The sequence below is a fragment of the Lewinella sp. IMCC34191 genome (assembly GCF_003390935.1).
Lineage (GTDB): Bacteria > Bacteroidota > Bacteroidia > Chitinophagales > Saprospiraceae > Neolewinella.
Genome location: NZ_QNQZ01000002.1, coordinates 394,100 through 408,984 on the forward strand (window position 1 = coordinate 394,100; position 14,885 = coordinate 408,984).

The window sequence follows — 14,885 nt, forward strand, 5'->3', positions numbered from 1 at the left end:
CATCCTTAACTTGGTGGTATGCGGTAAACGCGCGCAAGGTAAAGGAAAGTGTAGGCTGGGCCCGGCGTCTGCCCCGCATTTCCCGAAAATGTATTTTTCCTGCGCTCCGCCGCCAAAATTAAGCCGCCACGGAGTCATGGATACTTGTTTTACAGGAGCTTATCATGGAGGAAACACACGAAAACCTGAGTCGTTGGAATCGCATCAAGGCGCGTAGCCAGGATGAATACCAGTTGGTCGTGCGGAATACGCATAACTACCACGAGATCGGCAGCTACAACCTCACCCCGCTGAACGTTTACGCCGCCCTGTCCACCCTCTTCCTGGTGGTGGCCGTCATCGTGATCGGGCTGATCGCCTTCACCCCGTTGCGACAGTACGTTCCGGGCTACGGCGATGTCGTCCAGCGGGAGGAAATGGCTGACCTCCAGTTTACGGTGAAGGAACTTACGGACGTCGTGGACAGCCAGAATCTGTACATCGAGAATCTGAAGCGCACCCTGCTCGGCGATGCCATCACGGTCGACAGCGTCGAACAACGCACCGAGATCGTAGCCACCGACGAAGTCGAGCCCCTCCCCCCCTCCGAGGCCGAGATCAAACTTCGTCGCGAGATGGAGGAGGAGCGGATGACGGTTCCCGCCCAGGCGAGTGCCGCCCAGCCGTCGCCCGGTAGCAACGACGTCACCCTGGCCTCCGTCTACCTGGTTGCCCCCCTAAACGGTGAGGTCAGCGCGGGCTTCAACCTGGCCACCGACCACACCGGCGTCGACATTCTCGCCCCCCAAAACACCCCCGTGAAGGCCACCCGGGCCGGCATTGTCTTCCTCTCCGAATACAGCAACGCCAACGGCAATATGATCGGCATCCAGCACGACAACAACCTCATCAGCTTCTACAAGCACAACAGCCGCCTGCTGAAGGAAGTCGGCGACCGCGTCAAGGCCGGAGAAGCCGTAGCCATCATCGGCAATACGGGCACGCAGAGCACCGGTCCGCACCTCCACTTCGAGCTTTGGCACCAGGGGCGGGCGGTTGATCCGGGGGAGTTTGTTGGGTTTTAAGTCCTCTCCCCCCGGCCCCCTCTCCATAGGAGAGGGGGTGGACCCGGAGTGATGGTTAGGTGGTCGTTGGGCTACCTGGTTGAACAGAAGCTGCCGGGTGGGTCACCGTTCTCCTGTGGCTAGACGCTGGACGGGGCGGTGGAAGTATCGCTGGGGCCGCGTTCTAAGCCCTCTCCCCCCGGCCCCCTCTCCAGGGGAGAGGGGGTGGACCCGGAGTGATGGTTAGGTGGTCGTTCGGTTACCTGGTTGGGAAGATGCTGACGGGTGGGTCACCCTTCTCCTGCGGCTAGACGCTGGACGGCGCGGTGGAAGTATCGCTGGGGCCGTGGTATGAGTCCTCTCCCCCCGGCCCCCTCTCCAGGGGAGAGGGGATGAACCCGGGGTGATGGTTAGGTGGTCGTTGGGCTACCTGGTTGGACAGAAGCTGCCGGGTGAGTCACCCCTCTCCTGCGGCTAGACGCTGGACGGCGCGGTGGAAGTATCGCTGGGGCCGTGTTTTAAGCCCTCTCCCCCCTGGCCCCCTCTCCATGGGAGAGGGGGTGGACCCGGAGTGATGGTTAGGTGGTCGTTGGGTTACCTGGTTGGACAGAAGCTGCCGGGTGGGTCACCCCTCTCCTGCGGCTAGACGCTGGACGGCGCGGTGGAAGTATCGCTGGGGCCGTGGTATGAGCCCTCTCCCCCCTGGCCCCCTCTCCATAGGAGAGGGGGTGGACCCGGGGTGATGATTAGGTGGTCGTTGGGTTACTTGATTGGGAAGAAGCTGCCGGGTGAGTCACCCCTCTCCTGCGGAGAGGGGCCGGGGGAGAGGGTCTCCTAACTCAACAAACTATACAACAACTGCACCGCCAAGATCTTCCCGATCAGCACCACCGGCAGCATACGGGTGTAACCGATCGTGGGGTACTTATTGCCGGCCTGCTCCGTAGCGAACTCCAGGACGGCGGGCTGGCTACCGACCATGCCACCGAGGAAGGAGAAGGGAATCTTTAAAAGCCGGTAGCCGACCAGAATCGTAGCTACCGTCGTGATGATGGCGATGACGCCGCCGGCGAGAAAAAGCTTGAGGCCGAGATCGGTCTGGAGGGTCTGGTAAAAGGTCTGGCCGGAGCGGATGCCGATGCCGGCCAGGAGGAAGATGAGGCCGAGCTGGCGCAGGGTCAGGTTGGCGCCGTAGGGCAGCGTCCAGACGATGGGGCCGGTGCGGCGTAGCTGCCCGAGAATGAGGGCGACGATGAGGGGGCCGCCGGCGAAGCCGAGGCTGAAGGAGTAACCCCCCGGTAATTCGAAGGTGATCATACCGAGCAGCAAGCCCAGGGTGATGCCTAAGCCGAAGGACAGGAGATTTACCTTCGACAGCGCCTCGTAGCTGTTGCCAAATACCCGGAAGACCTCCGGCAAATCCTTACGGTGAGCGACCAGGAGGATGCGGTCACCCAGCTCGAGGACCGTATCACCGCCGGCGAGCAGGTCCATATCGCCGCGCTGGACGCGGGTGATGAGCACGTTGAAGCGTTCCTGTAGGTTAAGGGAGGCGATGGTTTTGCCGGCAATCTCGTCGTTGGAGACGAAGATGCGCCGTACGTCGAAGACGGAGCGATCGTGGTTCAACTGCCCTTCCGCCGGTGGGCCCACGTGGCGGGCCGTTTCCTCGATGGCTTCCTCCGATCCGACCAGTACGATGAGGTCGCCCATTTCGGGTTGACTGTCCCAGGTCGTCAGGTAGGTTTCCCCTTCGTGCAGCATGCGCCCGAAGGCTACACCGGTGCGGTGCTGCTGGCGAAATTCCCGCAGCGTACGCCCGGCCATATCCGGGTTCTCGACGCGGAAGGTGCGGCTCAGTAGTTTTTCGCCGAGCGGGTAGTCCTTCTGCAACTCGCGATATTCTTCGTCGTAGTCGATGCCCATCAAACGCTGCAGCAGGAACAGGCCCAGCATAACCCCGAGCACGCCGAGGGGATAAGCCAGGGAGTAGCCGACGACCGCCTGTTGGGAGACAGCATCCTGCCCGTCCAGCGGCACGTTCTTCTGGATGGCGTCGAGCAAACCGGCCAGGGCGGGCGTGTTGGTACTCGCTCCGGCGTAAAGGCCACCGGTGGTCGCCGGATCGAAGTCCAGCCACAAACCGATCCCGTAAGCGAGCCCCGCGGACAGCAAAATGGTACCCGTAGCGAAGTAGATATCCCGGAAGCCATTACGTTGGAAGCTGGCGAAAAAGGAGGGCGCCGAGGTCAGTCCGACGGTATACACGAAGATGGCCAGGCCCATGAATACAATGAACTGGGGTACTTCCAGTTCCGGGCCGAGCGCCCCGAAGCCGAGGCCGACGAAGAGAACGGCGGCTACGCCCAGCTTAAAACTTTTAATGCGGATCTCCCCCAGTCCGTAGCCGATCGCCATTACGGCAAAAAGGAGGAGGAGGGGATTTTGGGATAGTACCTCGGTCATGGATCAGGTAAACATCTTAGACACGCCTTGGGTCAATAGGCGCCGCAGGGCCGGCACCCCGGAAGTATACCGGAGGTAACCATAGAACAACAGGCAGATCAGGCCACCTCGTACGATGATCTGCAACGAGGTACGGACGCCCAGCGGCAGGAACCAGCCAGCAAGTCCACAGGCAAGCAGCGCCATTGTGGTGTAAAAAAGGCTGGGCGTCAGCGGTTGAAGCCGCATTTTCCACCACACGAAAAGTACCTTCAGCACATTGTACAGCAGCAGCGATACCAGCGTGGACAACGCCGCGCCGGTAATCCCGTAACCGAGCACCGCAATAAAGATATAATTTAATGCCACGTTGATCACGCCGAGCACCAGTACCAGCGCAACGTTCCAGCGGTAATAATCGGTCATTCCGATCAGGTTACCGTTGATGCTGGTCATGAGGTCGAACAGCTGCGCCCCGCCCAGGAACAGCACCGATGCGTAGCCGACCCGGTACACCGCGAGGGCGTCGGTCAGGTCGTAGACGTAGGGTAAGCAGACGACCGAACCCGTAAAAATCAATCCGCCGACCGCATACAATACCATGGCCGACTCCTGGTAGAGATAGCGGAGATGACCGTAATCCCGCTCCCGCCAGGCCCGCGCCACGATGGAAGAGGTAATTGAGTTGATCGCGACCGTCGGGATGATGATCACGTTCATCACGTATTTAGCGATGGCGTAGATACCGGTGTCTACGTCGCCGAGCAGCGTATTGATGCTTACGGTATCGAGCTGGGCGGTCAGTCGGGAGCCCAGGGCACCGAAAACGCTGAACAGCGCGAGCCCGTAAAGATCCCGTACTTTGATATCCACCAGTTGCAACCGCCCCCAATTCAGGTGAAGACTACCTAATCGCCAGGCGTAAAAGACCAGTCCGACGGCGGCTGCGGCGTACAACACCACCAGCCAGGCATCGGCGCCCGTCGGTTGCAGGTAGCCGTATACCGCGGCCAGCACGATCAGCGGAGCCCCTACCTTGATCAGCAGGTTGTTGAAGATGACGGGCACCGCGATCCGCTGAAAGTTCACCAGATGCGAGGTCAGAATGCCGGCATAGACGAGGGCGGCGGATACCCCGATGATGGTCCACCGGCCGTCCGCCAGCACCCCCTGCCCTACCCCGAGGTAGGGATCGAGCAACAGATTGAGTAGACACACGACGATCAGCGCGCCGGTCGCCACGGCCAGGCTGCGCGTGAGCAGCTGTCCGGCATTCCGGACCTCATCATCACCGCGCAGGTAGGGCAGGTAACGGATCATTACCGCCGGCGTACCGAGCAGCAACAGCGGCGTCAGCAGCGTAGCAAAACTGACCACGCCGTCGATGTGCCCCTTCAGGCCCACCGCCAGGGGATAGATCAGCAGTTGACTGACGGCCCCGATGGCTACCCCCAGGAGGGATACGACGTTATTCTTGATGGTTTGCCGCTGGATCACGCCCATGGGCCGAAGGTCAGGCTTTTTCCCGTAGGTGGGAGTACAGCTTGGTGAGCTGCGAGAGGCGCAGGCGGCGGTTGGTGATGATGCGGTGGGTTTTTAGCCAGCGGGGGATCTGGGGGAGGTAGCGGAGGAGGTTGGCGGCCATCCGCGGACCGAAGCGCTTCATCTTGTCCTTTCCCAGGTACACCGTCTTGGTATCGACTACCCGAACCCTGTGGTACGGGATGCCGAAGTGGCTCACGAAGTAGCCGTAACGAAGTACGTTCTTCCTGGGTTTAGGCGGCAGGTTGGGGGTGGTGAGCAGGTCAACCAACTGTTCGTAATCGGCGGGCTCGTAGGCGGCATCCTCGCCCTCGTAAAAGGCACGCCCGTAGAGCACGCTGGCCGTTCCCCAGAAAGTTGCCTCCACTCCGGCGGACGAGGCGAAGGAGAGCACGACGTCCGCCGCTTCCAAAACAGCGTAGGTATCGAAAGCTTCCTGCGGTCGGATAACGGTAAGATTCTCCTGGTCCATCGCGTACAGCTCCCGCGTCTGCTGATTGTCGACCGATCCCAGGTTGGGGTGCATACGGATGTAGATATGCAGATCGGTACGGCCGCGCAGATCCGCGAGCAGCCGCGATACCACCTCGTTCTGCTGCCGGTACAGGGGCGTTATCCACTCCTTGATGGCCTGCATCTCGTCTTCCGACGACACGAGCACGGCGATGTTATGTAGATCCGCATCCCAATTAGTCGGCAGTTCGCCGGCTTTCTGCTGGGCGAGGTAGTTGCGGTCGTCGCGGTGCTTTCCTACTTTTTTCGCTTCGTACCAGTTCGTGGCGGCCAGCTCCCGTTCCGCCCGCGGCCTTGCCGACCACAGCTCGCGCATCAATCTCTGGCGGGTCAGGATACTGTGGGGCAGGCTATTCTCGAAAAGCTGGTAAAGCTGGTCGTTCCCTCCCCTTTCGTGGGTGGCGAAGGGTATTCCCCGTTGTCTGCACAACCCGAGCAGCGGCCAGAGCTCGGAGTGGCGGCCGTTGAAGACGATTACGCGGTCGGGGTGGATTTCGTCGAGCACCCATTGATAGTTTTTTAGGGCGCCTGTGGCGTTTCGGAGTTGTAGCTCCACCAGCTTCCGGTGTCGTCCCCGTGGCTCGAGATTGTAATCTCGTAATATGGATACCGTGGAAGAGGCCGCTCCCCGCCCAATGTTGATGCCGTCAATGGTGACTTCCAATAGTTCATCCACATTTTCCGGCATCTCTTGCGGAAACCGATCAGGAAAGAGGCTTTCTTTTAGCTTGAGCGTCTCGGCGGCAACCCGGTCGGCGGTGTCGGTGGCCCGGGCGTCGCACATCGCGCAGCCAAGTAGATTATGGGTTGAATTCAGGCTGCAGGTCAACAAGCACGCATCACAGTGTAGGAGATACAGTTTTTCGCCCCGCTCGGCGTGCTCGCTCATGATTTCGAGTTCCGTGGCCTGGTGCATAGGGCTGATTCCCTGGAGAGAAACGAAAAGGGTGCTCATGCGGTGGGATCTACTGGGCGGCGGGGCGCAGGTAGAGACAGTCGAGCCAGGATTTCCGCGCTCAGTATCCGCACATTGTGCTCTGGAGGTAGCCCTTCTACCGAATTGTCATGGTAGTAGGTATCGATGTTGGCTGGAATAACCCGTTCCAGAAGCTGGCGGGTAAAGACTTCCGGACTTCCATTCGGGACAGCCGCTGAGTGACCGAGCACCGCGGCGGCGGCCAAACGAGCATCCGCCATGTTTTGAATCCGGTAAGTCTCCGGTGCTCCGCCATAATAGGTGTAACCGAACAGCAAAACGGGCTTCCCCTTCCATAATGATTCGAAGCCGACCGTACCGCTGACCGTTGCCACGGCAATAGCGTGCTCGACTAAATCGGCGCTACTGAAATCCATAGCCGCGAATCGGATGCGCGTAGAAGAGGGAAAGCGGGCAAAGTAGTCGTCACCGCGGCCGATATAGCGCTGGTTCGGATGTTCCTTTATGTAAATCGACACATTTTCGGGGAAGGCCGCGAGTAAAAGGTCCACTATCCGATACTGTTCCACAAAGGCCTCCCCCAACGGGGATGTCGTCGCCTCCGGCTGATAGTGTAGAGCCAAATAGATGAAGGGGACGTCAAGGGGCAATTCGGCAGATGCCCGGGCACGGTAGTGCTCCTCAAACTGACGGTCTCGGCGGGGCAGCAGCAGGTTTTTCTCGATGAGCAGGTAATAGGCGTAACGAAGCCCGGTCGCTGTCCATATGCCCCGTACTTTACTAGTGGCCCGTCGCAGCCAGTGGGCTTCCCGCTTTCGCTTTTGCCGGCGAATACGGTCAGCCTGCATGTAGAATGGCGTGGCAGATTCGCCACCCCGCTGCTGATTCTGTATACGTTGATTGACACGCTCGACAATCTCACCGTCAGCAATGCCGATCGGGGCCGCGGGCCGGGTTTTCTGATCGGGCAACTGTCGATAGTCATTAAGTGGGAGAACGATGTCCGGCGTCCACTGGTAGAAGGTCACCCTGCGGACCGACAGTACGCGAAGCAGTTCCGCAATCAAAAAGTCCGTAATCTCGTGGGGTAAGTTCGATCCGACGAAGGCTTCGATCTGATACTCCCGCAAAAATGCCAGCCAGTACAGAAATTGACGTCGGTAAAGGGACTCGCGCTGGGGGTACGAACGGGCCGGTCCGTAGCGGTCCAGGCGGTCCATCATTTTAATCACCGTGGGCTTTAAGTCGGTGTAAAGCTCGAAAATTGCTTCCGACATAGGTTCCCCGCCCCGGACGACCGGCAATTCGTCTCCGGTGAGGGTGAGCGCAGCGTGGTGATCGATAACGGTCAGGCGGGAATGGGAAGTAATGCGGTCCTGTCCGAGGTTATCCCGGATCCAGAAGTGACGTCCCTCCCCGTACTCCTCGGTAATGCGCTCCACCAAGCCGGCTACCGCATCGGCGCCAAAACCATGAAACAGCCAATTCATGGCGGAAAGATACCAAGCCCGAGCCGAGTCGGTGCGAATGGCTAATGGCTGTCCTCCGGTGATAGACTACTGCCCCGGTGGTGGCCTACAGGGGGATCTTCAACAGACAGTGGTGAAACGATTCCGTTCCGGCGTTGCGAAAGTCCTGGCGGTCGAAGACTTCGTAGCGGGCTTCCTCCCGGAAATCTGGATAAAGTTTTCCGTAATCGCGGGGATAGCGGTGAAAGTCAAACGTATGGCTGGGTCCGTGTAACTCGTAGTGAATAATAGCCTTCCGGGCTATTCGCTTAATATTTGCCGTGATCTCCGGCAATTTGTCACCCGAAATATGCATCAGCACGCCGGAGGTGAAGACTACGTCGACCGAATCCGTTTCGATCGCTTCAAGATCGTAGATGCTGGACGACAGTAGCTTAAAATTCGGGCCGAGCAGATTTTGGGCGACTTGTACGGCAGCGGGGTTGATTTCCACACCGTATAGGTTGCAGTCGGGGTTAGCCTGCTGGATAAAGTAAAGATTTCTGCCGCCCCCGCAGCCAAGCTCGAGCACCGAGTCAGGTTGGTAAGCGTTTATCTCGCTTGCTAGCCACTGGGTTCGGGTTTTGACATCTTCCTTCTGCAAATCCACATCCAGGTGCTCGTGGTAACCGGCAATGTTTTTCCAGAACTGTTCGCGATCTAGGGCTACGTTATCACTCTGAGAGGAAAAAAGAAGAATGCGGGATCCATAATTTATGGTTCGGTAATTATGGGTCAATCCGTCGGAACCCTTATTAAAGAGGATACGATACCCCATCTCGGTACCGGATATCCGCTTTCCGCGCCGCGCAATGAGAACCCTTCTGTCGAAGGCTATCCGTTTTAAAATCTTGGGCCAAAGTGCGAAATTCATTGTCCGCAACCAAGTCTGCTCTCCCGCCCCGTAAACAACCACCAATCCGGGATCACCCAGGTACTCGGTAAGTTCGCCTGATAAACGGAGTTCATCGCTGGAAATGGTGACCATAGAATTAAATAACTTTAGTTCACCCCGGGGTGAAGCCTAAAGGTAGAATCTTTTGGGGGCCACCGGGCAAAGGGCAGCAGGCAGATTGATCCAGGCTTTTTCTTACCGATGGAATGGGGTGCCCCGCTGGTAGGCGCGAGCCGCCCGGGTACCAATAATTTTCTCGTAAAATTTGGGGGCCATGCCGTCACCCGGCCGAATGACCCGGAGGTTCTGATCGGTAAAGATATCCCCGGCCGCAATATCGGCAACCACGTAAATTGAGCGCTTGAATTGTCGGCTTTTTTCCTCCGACTTCTGAGTGTCAAGTTGTACGACACCGAGGCCCTGCCAAGCCCGCTCGGTTTCCGTAACCAGCGCTTTTAGCTCTTGCGGTTCCATACTGAAAGCACTATCCACCCCACCGTCAGCACGGCGTAGGGTGAAATGCTTTTCGATTACAGTCGCTCCCAGGGCAACCGCTGCGACGGAAACGCCTAGTCCCATTGTGTGATCGGACAAACCTATCTGACAGTCCGGGAAGATGGATTGGAAGACCGGAATGGTCCGCAAGTTCGTGGTGGCCGGGGTAGCGGGGTAAGTACTCGTGCATTTGAGTACACATATTTCCTGCGCTCCGCCGCACTTAAGTACCTGGATGGATTCGTATAAATCGTCTAACCGGGAAGCCCCGGAACTGATAATGACGGGCTTACCGGTAGCCGCAACCTTGCGCAGCAGGGGATGATGGGCACTTTCGAAGGAGGCGATTTTATAGGCCGGCACGTCCAGATCTTCGAGAAAGTCGACCGCCGTTTCATCGAAGGGGGACGAAAAGGCGATCATTCCCAACTGCTTCGCCCTGCGGAAAATTGGTTCGTGCCATTCCCACGGCGTATGGGCTTCCTGGTAGAGATCGTACAGGTTTTTTCCCTTCCAGAGTGAATCCTCATTGGTGATATCGAAGAGCCCGCCACGGGCGTCGATAGTGAGTGTATCCGCCGTATAGGTCTGCAACTTCAGGGCGTGGGCACCCGCGGCAGCCGCTGCGTCCACCAAGTCAAGTGCCCGGCTGAGCTCCCCGTTGTGATTACCGGACATTTCGGCAATAATGAAGGGGGGAGAATCCGGACCAATGGTATAATTGCCAATCTTCATGTTCTTCAGCTCAATGTTTTTCCAATAAGGGACCGTAAAGAGGTACCGTCCGGTACCGGACCGATTCGAAGTACCCCGTCGGCCAGTTTCACTTCCAGGTCACTTCCGACCACCGCCAGGAGGGTACCGTCCGGCTGTTCGTGCCGGAATCCCAAGGACGAGGGAAATGCATAATGGACAGTTACCCTGTTCCCGTTTACCTCGAAATACGCGCCGGGATAAGGCGGTGCCTGCGCCCTGACCCAGTTTCGGACCCTTTCCCGCGACCAGCCCCAGTTGATGCGGCCATCCTCTGGCGTTCGCTTGGGGAAATAGGTCGCCCGGGTTTCATCCTGGGCCTGGAGGGTGAGGGTATCGGCTGCGATTTTGTTTAACACCTCCCCCAGCAGTTGGGGATACATGTTCTGGTAGGCAGCAAGTATGTCCGCGCCCGTCATATCCGGTCGAATATTCAGGCTCCGTTGCCCTACAATATCTCCGGCATCCAAGGCCGGTGTCATGAGGTGGGCCGTGACACCGGTTTCTTTTTCGCCATTGATGATTGCCCACACGTGAGGGGTTCTTCCCCGGTATTTGGGAAGGAGAGAGCCGTGCAGGTTAATGGCGTAGCGGTTGGCCACCGCCAGTATATCTTCCTCGACTAAAAATAAGTAGTTGATAGACAAGAGGACATCACACCGGGCCGCGGGGAGAACGTCGCGTGCCCTTCCGCCCCGGGGATTCCCCATAAATACGGGTAATCCAGCCGCCGTACAGTATTCGTGGATAGCCAGAGATTGCCGGTCCGTAAATACATAGGCGACCTCGTATTGAGCGTGGAGTGCCTGCAAAGCGGCATATCCCAAACCCCCACTTATTAATAGCGTTATGCGCATTCTTCGGCTAATGAATGAAACAAATCTAGAAAGCGTTCAGCGGAGTGCCCATCGAATAGCCGGGTTTGTCGTTCGATCGATTCCGCGACCCGTTCTGGATCGAGTACGGGAAAGCTGTCGGTGAAAGAAAAGGCAACTCCTTCCCGTAGATAATAGGTATAAATGGAGGCCTGGTTATCGGCAATCGGGTACAGGTACAGCAGCCCGCCGACACTCAGGTATTCAAAGCTGACCGTGCTGGGGGAAGTTATGCCCGAGTGGCTTTCCCGCATTAGATCGGCCATAGCCCCCGCTGTAAGATTGCGGTGCAAACGAATATCGGCCTTTGTCCGGTCCAGATAATGGACCAGTTCTTCCTCGTGTAAATAAGCTCCGCCCAGTACCACCTCGAAGGAGGACGCGGGGAAAACGGATACACACTTTTGGAGTACCGATAGCGTCGCATTGGGCGGATCTGCCCCTCCCAGGCAAATAAAGATACGGTCGTCTTGCGCGGCGATCTGGGCAGGCACCCGGGTACGGAATGGTCTTTGCAGCAAAGCATAGCGGGGTCCGAGGCAGAATTTCGTTCCGGGTTCTGCCGAATAGTCATCAGGAGTCACCCCTCCCGCATGGTTGATGACGACGTCAGCTACAAAGTGATGGGTATGAATGTCGTCAATACAGACGAGTGGAATCCGAGATTCTTTCCATTTCGCTTGGTATGCCGTATCGAAGTGATAGCCGTCCAGGACCACAATGATTGTACAATTCGGCGCCATTACCCCTTGTGCTCTGCCCCAGGTGAGTATAGCGTCTGTTTCCTCCGCCGCCCGAATGTCCGACAGGTCTAAACTAGCGTGGTAGGGTTGCGTCAGTTCGGGCCGGAGGTCAAAAGGAAGGTGCCGAAAAGCCAGGTAACAGGGAAAAGCAGAAGAAAGCATTTCGGCCAGCGCCCGGCAGCGGTACAGGTGCCCGAGTCCTATTGACTCGTTGCCATCCGTGCGAAATATGACGATTGCTGCGCTCTTCAATGATTCAGTTGGTATTTAAATTCAGCTATCCGCCAATCCATTTCGGTATCGATATCGTGGGCCTCCATTTCTCCCAGCAGAATACAGCCGGAGTTATCGGTCCACAATTTCCCCGGACCCAGGATTCGGTCCGGCCGGTACCAGTAAAACATACCACAATCGTGATAACAGGGTTGCAGGTCCTGCGATCGGGTTTGTAAATACTCAGGCGACAGGATAGCCACTCGCTGATCCTCGGTGAGGTACAGTGCCCGCTGAATCGGTGAGGAAAAGGCCAGAACGGGAAAGACCGAATCCCGGTCATCCTGTGTTATCGTATGCAAGCCGCGGTGTAGCAAAGGAGCAGTGACAAAGGGAGCGGTGGCGTAGATACAGCACGCCAGGTCAAATGACCGGTCGTAGGTTTCGTGCACTTCGCGCAGCACGTCCAGGGTGGTAGCAAAATCATCGGCGGTCTTCTCGCTCCGTAAAAACGGAACGGTAGCACCGTACTCACGAGCTACCTCGGCAATTTCCTCGTCATCAGTGGAAACCATAATTTCTGAAAAGAGCCCGCTATCGCGAGCCGCTTCGATAGAGTAAGAGATAATGGGCTTTCCCAGGAAGTCACGAATGTTCTTTCGGGGGATTCTTTTACTGCCCCCCCGGGCCGGAATGATGGCGATGCTACCCACCGACGAAGCCTTTCACGCGTTCGATTACGTATTCCTGTTCCTCCTGTGTCAGGGATGGATACATTGGCAAACTGAGCGCCCCGGCGTAGTAATCTTCGGCGTGGTGCAGGTCCGCGGCTTCGTACCCGATATCCCGGTAATAAGGCATGGTGTGGACCGGTACGTAGTGGACTTGGGCGTAGATCCCGTGTTCGCGCAAGTAATCGTAGAGACCGAGGCGGTCATTCACTTCGACCACGTAGAGGTGAAAGGCGTGCCGAATGCCATCGGTCGGAATACCATGCGCACGAAGTTGATTGGCGGGCATACCCTGGAAAGCCTCATCGTACAGATTTGCGATTTTCTGCCGGCGGTCCAGGCCGGCTTCCGCCCGGGACAGCTGGCTGATACCCAGCGCACATAGAATGTCGGGAATACGGTAATTGTACCCGAGCTGCTGCATCTCCATATACCAACCGCCGTGATCGGGGTAGCGCAGGTTGCCGCGGTCGCGCGTAATACCGTGAGTTCGTAGTACCCGGAGACGTTCGTAAAGCTCCGGATCGTTGGTGGTGACCATCCCACCCTCCCCGCTGGCGATGTGTTTGACCGGGTGGAAACTGAAAATGGCCAGGTCGGCGTATGCACCGTTGCCGCACCACTGCTGCCTTCCGCCGCTATCGGTAAAATAACCGCCGGGAGCGTGACAGGCATCCTCGATGATCCATAGACCGTGTTGATCCGCCAGATGCCGGTACGCCTCCAGGTCAACCGGATAGCCGGCGAAGTCGACGGGAATCACGCCCTGGAAATAGCCGGCGGGTTTGCTTTCGATCAGCTCGCGGACCTTCTCGATATCGAGCAAGAGCGTATCGGGATCGATGTCGGCGAACCAGACCTCGCCCCCACAGTAACGCACGCAATTTGCACTGGCGGCGAAAGTGATCGGGGTGGTGATGACCCGCGATCCGGCATGGACCCCCAAAGCCAGCGTGCATAAATGCAACGCCGCCGTTCCGTTGGCGACCGCCACCGCGTACTTGACACCAATGTATTCGGCGAATTTGGCTTCGAACTCTTCCACGCGTGGCCCCGTGGTGAGATAGTCGGACCGCAGCGCCTCGGCTACGGCGGCGATGTCTTCGTCCGTAATGTGCTGACGGCCGTAGGGAATGGCGTGCTCGCTCATACCGAAAAAGTTGGATCGACGTGCTCGGAAATGAAGGACCGCAGCTGCTCGACGGTTACCCACTCGGAATTACTCCCCGAATTGTAGCTGAACCCATTCGGTACCAGTTCGGCCCCGAAATGATCCTTAAATGTATCCAAATTCCAGTTGGGGACCGACGGAATGATGGCGTAGTACTTCCCCATATCGTAGGTATAGAAACTATCCGAGGGCGTGATCATCTCTTCGTGGATCTTCTCGCCCGGCCGGATGCCAACTACCCGCTGCTCCAATTTGGGCGCGATGGCTTCGGCTACGTCAGTGATGCGATAGCTTGGAATTTTCGGGATGAAAATTTCCCCGCCCCAGGCATTTGCCAGGGCGTGAAAAACCATGTCCACTCCCCCATCCAGGCTGATGTTGAAGCGCGTCATCCGGGGATCGGTGATGGGGAGAAATTCGCCGTCGCGGCGGTTCAGGAAGAAGGGAATGACCGAGCCATTGGACCCCATTACGTTTCCGTAGCGGACTACGGAGAAGCGGATGGGATTCTTACCCTTGATGTTGTTAGCGGCAATGAAGAGTTTATCGCTCGTCAGCTTGGTGGCGCCATACAGGTTGATCGGCGCGCAGGCCTTATCCGTACTCAATGCCACCACCCGCTGCACCTGCGTCTCCAGGCAGGCGTAGATGACATTTTCGGCCCCACCCACGTTGGTCTTGATGCATTCCGAGGGGTTGTATTCCGCGAGGTGAACGTGCTTCATGGCCGCGGCGTGGATCACGTAATCGATCCCCTGCATGGCCCGGACCAGCCGCTCGCGGTCGCGAACGTCGCCAATGAAAAAGCGAATCGCCGGGTAGCTGGCGTTCAAATACTCCTGCGCCATGACGAATTGCTTCTGCTCGTCACGACTAAAGATGACCAGACGGCGGATGTCCGGCCACTCGGCAAAAATCCGGCGCGTCAGGGCTTTTCCGAGGGACCCCGTCCCCCCGGTGATTAGCAGTGATTTTCCGTTCAGGTTAAGCTTTTCCATGGACGGACGAAGGTAAGAAAATC

General features: G+C 57.8%; 12 protein-coding genes. 1 reads left to right on the forward strand and 11 read right to left on the reverse strand.

The genetic code is table 11. The annotated features are described in order from the left end of the window. Positions 1–164 precede the first annotated feature (164 nt). A complete protein-coding gene (locus DRW39_RS06135) occupies positions 165–1,064 on the forward strand; it encodes a M23 family metallopeptidase (RefSeq protein WP_116106134.1) in 900 nt (299 codons plus the stop codon). An 813-nt stretch (positions 1,065–1,877) separates the two neighbouring features. Here the strand turns inward: DRW39_RS06135 and DRW39_RS06140 are convergent. The 11 genes from DRW39_RS06140 to pseB all read right to left on the reverse strand — a co-directional run bounded on the left by DRW39_RS06140 (position 1,878) and on the right by pseB (position 14,862). Further along, positions 1,878–3,509 (reverse strand): aspartate:alanine exchanger family transporter, encoded by a 1,632-nt coding sequence (locus DRW39_RS06140; RefSeq protein WP_116106135.1) that lies wholly within the window; start codon positions 3,507–3,509, stop codon positions 1,878–1,880. Between the two features lie 3 nt (positions 3,510–3,512). Beyond that, positions 3,513–4,991 (reverse strand): lipopolysaccharide biosynthesis protein, encoded by a 1,479-nt coding sequence (locus tag DRW39_RS06145; RefSeq protein WP_116106136.1) that lies wholly within the window; start codon positions 4,989–4,991, stop codon positions 3,513–3,515. Between the two features lie 10 nt (positions 4,992–5,001). Continuing rightward, complete coding sequence (locus tag DRW39_RS06150; RefSeq protein WP_116106137.1) at positions 5,002–6,498, reverse strand: hypothetical protein; 1,497 nt, start codon at positions 6,496–6,498, stop codon at positions 5,002–5,004. Further along, positions 6,495–7,970, reverse strand: a complete 1,476-nt coding sequence (locus DRW39_RS06155; protein ID WP_116106138.1) for a hypothetical protein — start codon at positions 7,968–7,970, stop codon at positions 6,495–6,497. Before DRW39_RS06155 ends, DRW39_RS06150 begins: the two co-directional genes overlap by 4 nt. An 85-nt stretch (positions 7,971–8,055) precedes the next feature. After that, positions 8,056–8,976: a methyltransferase domain-containing protein gene (locus DRW39_RS06160; protein ID WP_116106139.1), complete on the reverse strand. Its 921-nt coding sequence runs from the start codon at positions 8,974–8,976 to the stop codon at positions 8,056–8,058. Positions 8,977–9,078: 102 nt separating this feature from the next. Beyond that, complete coding sequence (gene pseI, locus DRW39_RS06165; RefSeq protein WP_116106140.1) at positions 9,079–10,113, reverse strand: pseudaminic acid synthase; 1,035 nt, start codon at positions 10,111–10,113, stop codon at positions 9,079–9,081. A gap of 5 nt (positions 10,114–10,118) precedes the next feature. Continuing rightward, positions 10,119–10,958 (reverse strand): methionyl-tRNA formyltransferase, encoded by an 840-nt coding sequence (locus tag DRW39_RS06170; protein WP_198664803.1) that lies wholly within the window; start codon positions 10,956–10,958, stop codon positions 10,119–10,121. A gap of 20 nt (positions 10,959–10,978) precedes the next feature. After that, positions 10,979–12,001 carry a UDP-2,4-diacetamido-2,4,6-trideoxy-beta-L-altropyranose hydrolase gene (pseG, locus tag DRW39_RS06175; RefSeq protein ID WP_157975959.1) on the reverse strand — a complete coding sequence of 341 codons (1,023 nt, stop codon included), beginning with the start codon at positions 11,999–12,001 and terminating at the stop codon, positions 10,979–10,981. Beyond that, positions 11,998–12,675 carry a pseudaminic acid cytidylyltransferase gene (gene pseF, locus DRW39_RS06180; RefSeq protein WP_116106143.1) on the reverse strand — a complete coding sequence of 226 codons (678 nt, stop codon included), beginning with the start codon at positions 12,673–12,675 and terminating at the stop codon, positions 11,998–12,000. The genes pseG and pseF overlap by 4 nt, the downstream gene beginning before the upstream one ends. After that, entirely contained in the window at positions 12,668–13,843 is a 1,176-nt protein-coding gene (gene pseC, locus DRW39_RS06185; protein ID WP_116106144.1) for a UDP-4-amino-4,6-dideoxy-N-acetyl-beta-L-altrosamine transaminase, read from the reverse strand. The genes pseF and pseC overlap by 8 nt, the downstream gene beginning before the upstream one ends. Then, positions 13,840–14,862 carry a UDP-N-acetylglucosamine 4,6-dehydratase (inverting) gene (gene pseB, locus DRW39_RS06190; RefSeq protein WP_116106145.1) on the reverse strand — a complete coding sequence of 341 codons (1,023 nt, stop codon included), beginning with the start codon at positions 14,860–14,862 and terminating at the stop codon, positions 13,840–13,842. The genes pseC and pseB overlap by 4 nt, the downstream gene beginning before the upstream one ends. Positions 14,863–14,885: the final 23 nt, after the last annotated feature.

Excerpts from the sequence above, each read along its gene's own strand:
- DRW39_RS06135 (WP_116106134.1), top strand. The coding sequence starts at position 165 with ATGGAGGAAACACACGAAAACCTGAGTCGTTGGAATCGCATCAAGGCG.
- DRW39_RS06145 (WP_116106136.1), bottom strand. The coding sequence starts at position 4,991 with ATGGGCGTGATCCAGCGGCAAACCATCAAGAATAACGTCGTATCCCTC.
- DRW39_RS06155 (WP_116106138.1), bottom strand. The coding sequence starts at position 7,970 with ATGAATTGGCTGTTTCATGGTTTTGGCGCCGATGCGGTAGCCGGCTTG.
- pseI (WP_116106140.1), bottom strand. The coding sequence starts at position 10,113 with ATGAAGATTGGCAATTATACCATTGGTCCGGATTCTCCCCCCTTCATT.
- pseB (WP_116106145.1), bottom strand. The coding sequence starts at position 14,862 with ATGGAAAAGCTTAACCTGAACGGAAAATCACTGCTAATCACCGGGGGG.
- pseC (WP_116106144.1), bottom strand. The coding sequence starts at position 13,843 with ATGAGCGAGCACGCCATTCCCTACGGCCGTCAGCACATTACGGACGAA.
- DRW39_RS06150 (WP_116106137.1), bottom strand. The coding sequence starts at position 6,498 with ATGAGCACCCTTTTCGTTTCTCTCCAGGGAATCAGCCCTATGCACCAG.
- DRW39_RS06140 (WP_116106135.1), bottom strand. The coding sequence starts at position 3,509 with ATGACCGAGGTACTATCCCAAAATCCCCTCCTCCTCCTTTTTGCCGTA.
- DRW39_RS06160 (WP_116106139.1), bottom strand. The coding sequence starts at position 8,976 with ATGGTCACCATTTCCAGCGATGAACTCCGTTTATCAGGCGAACTTACC.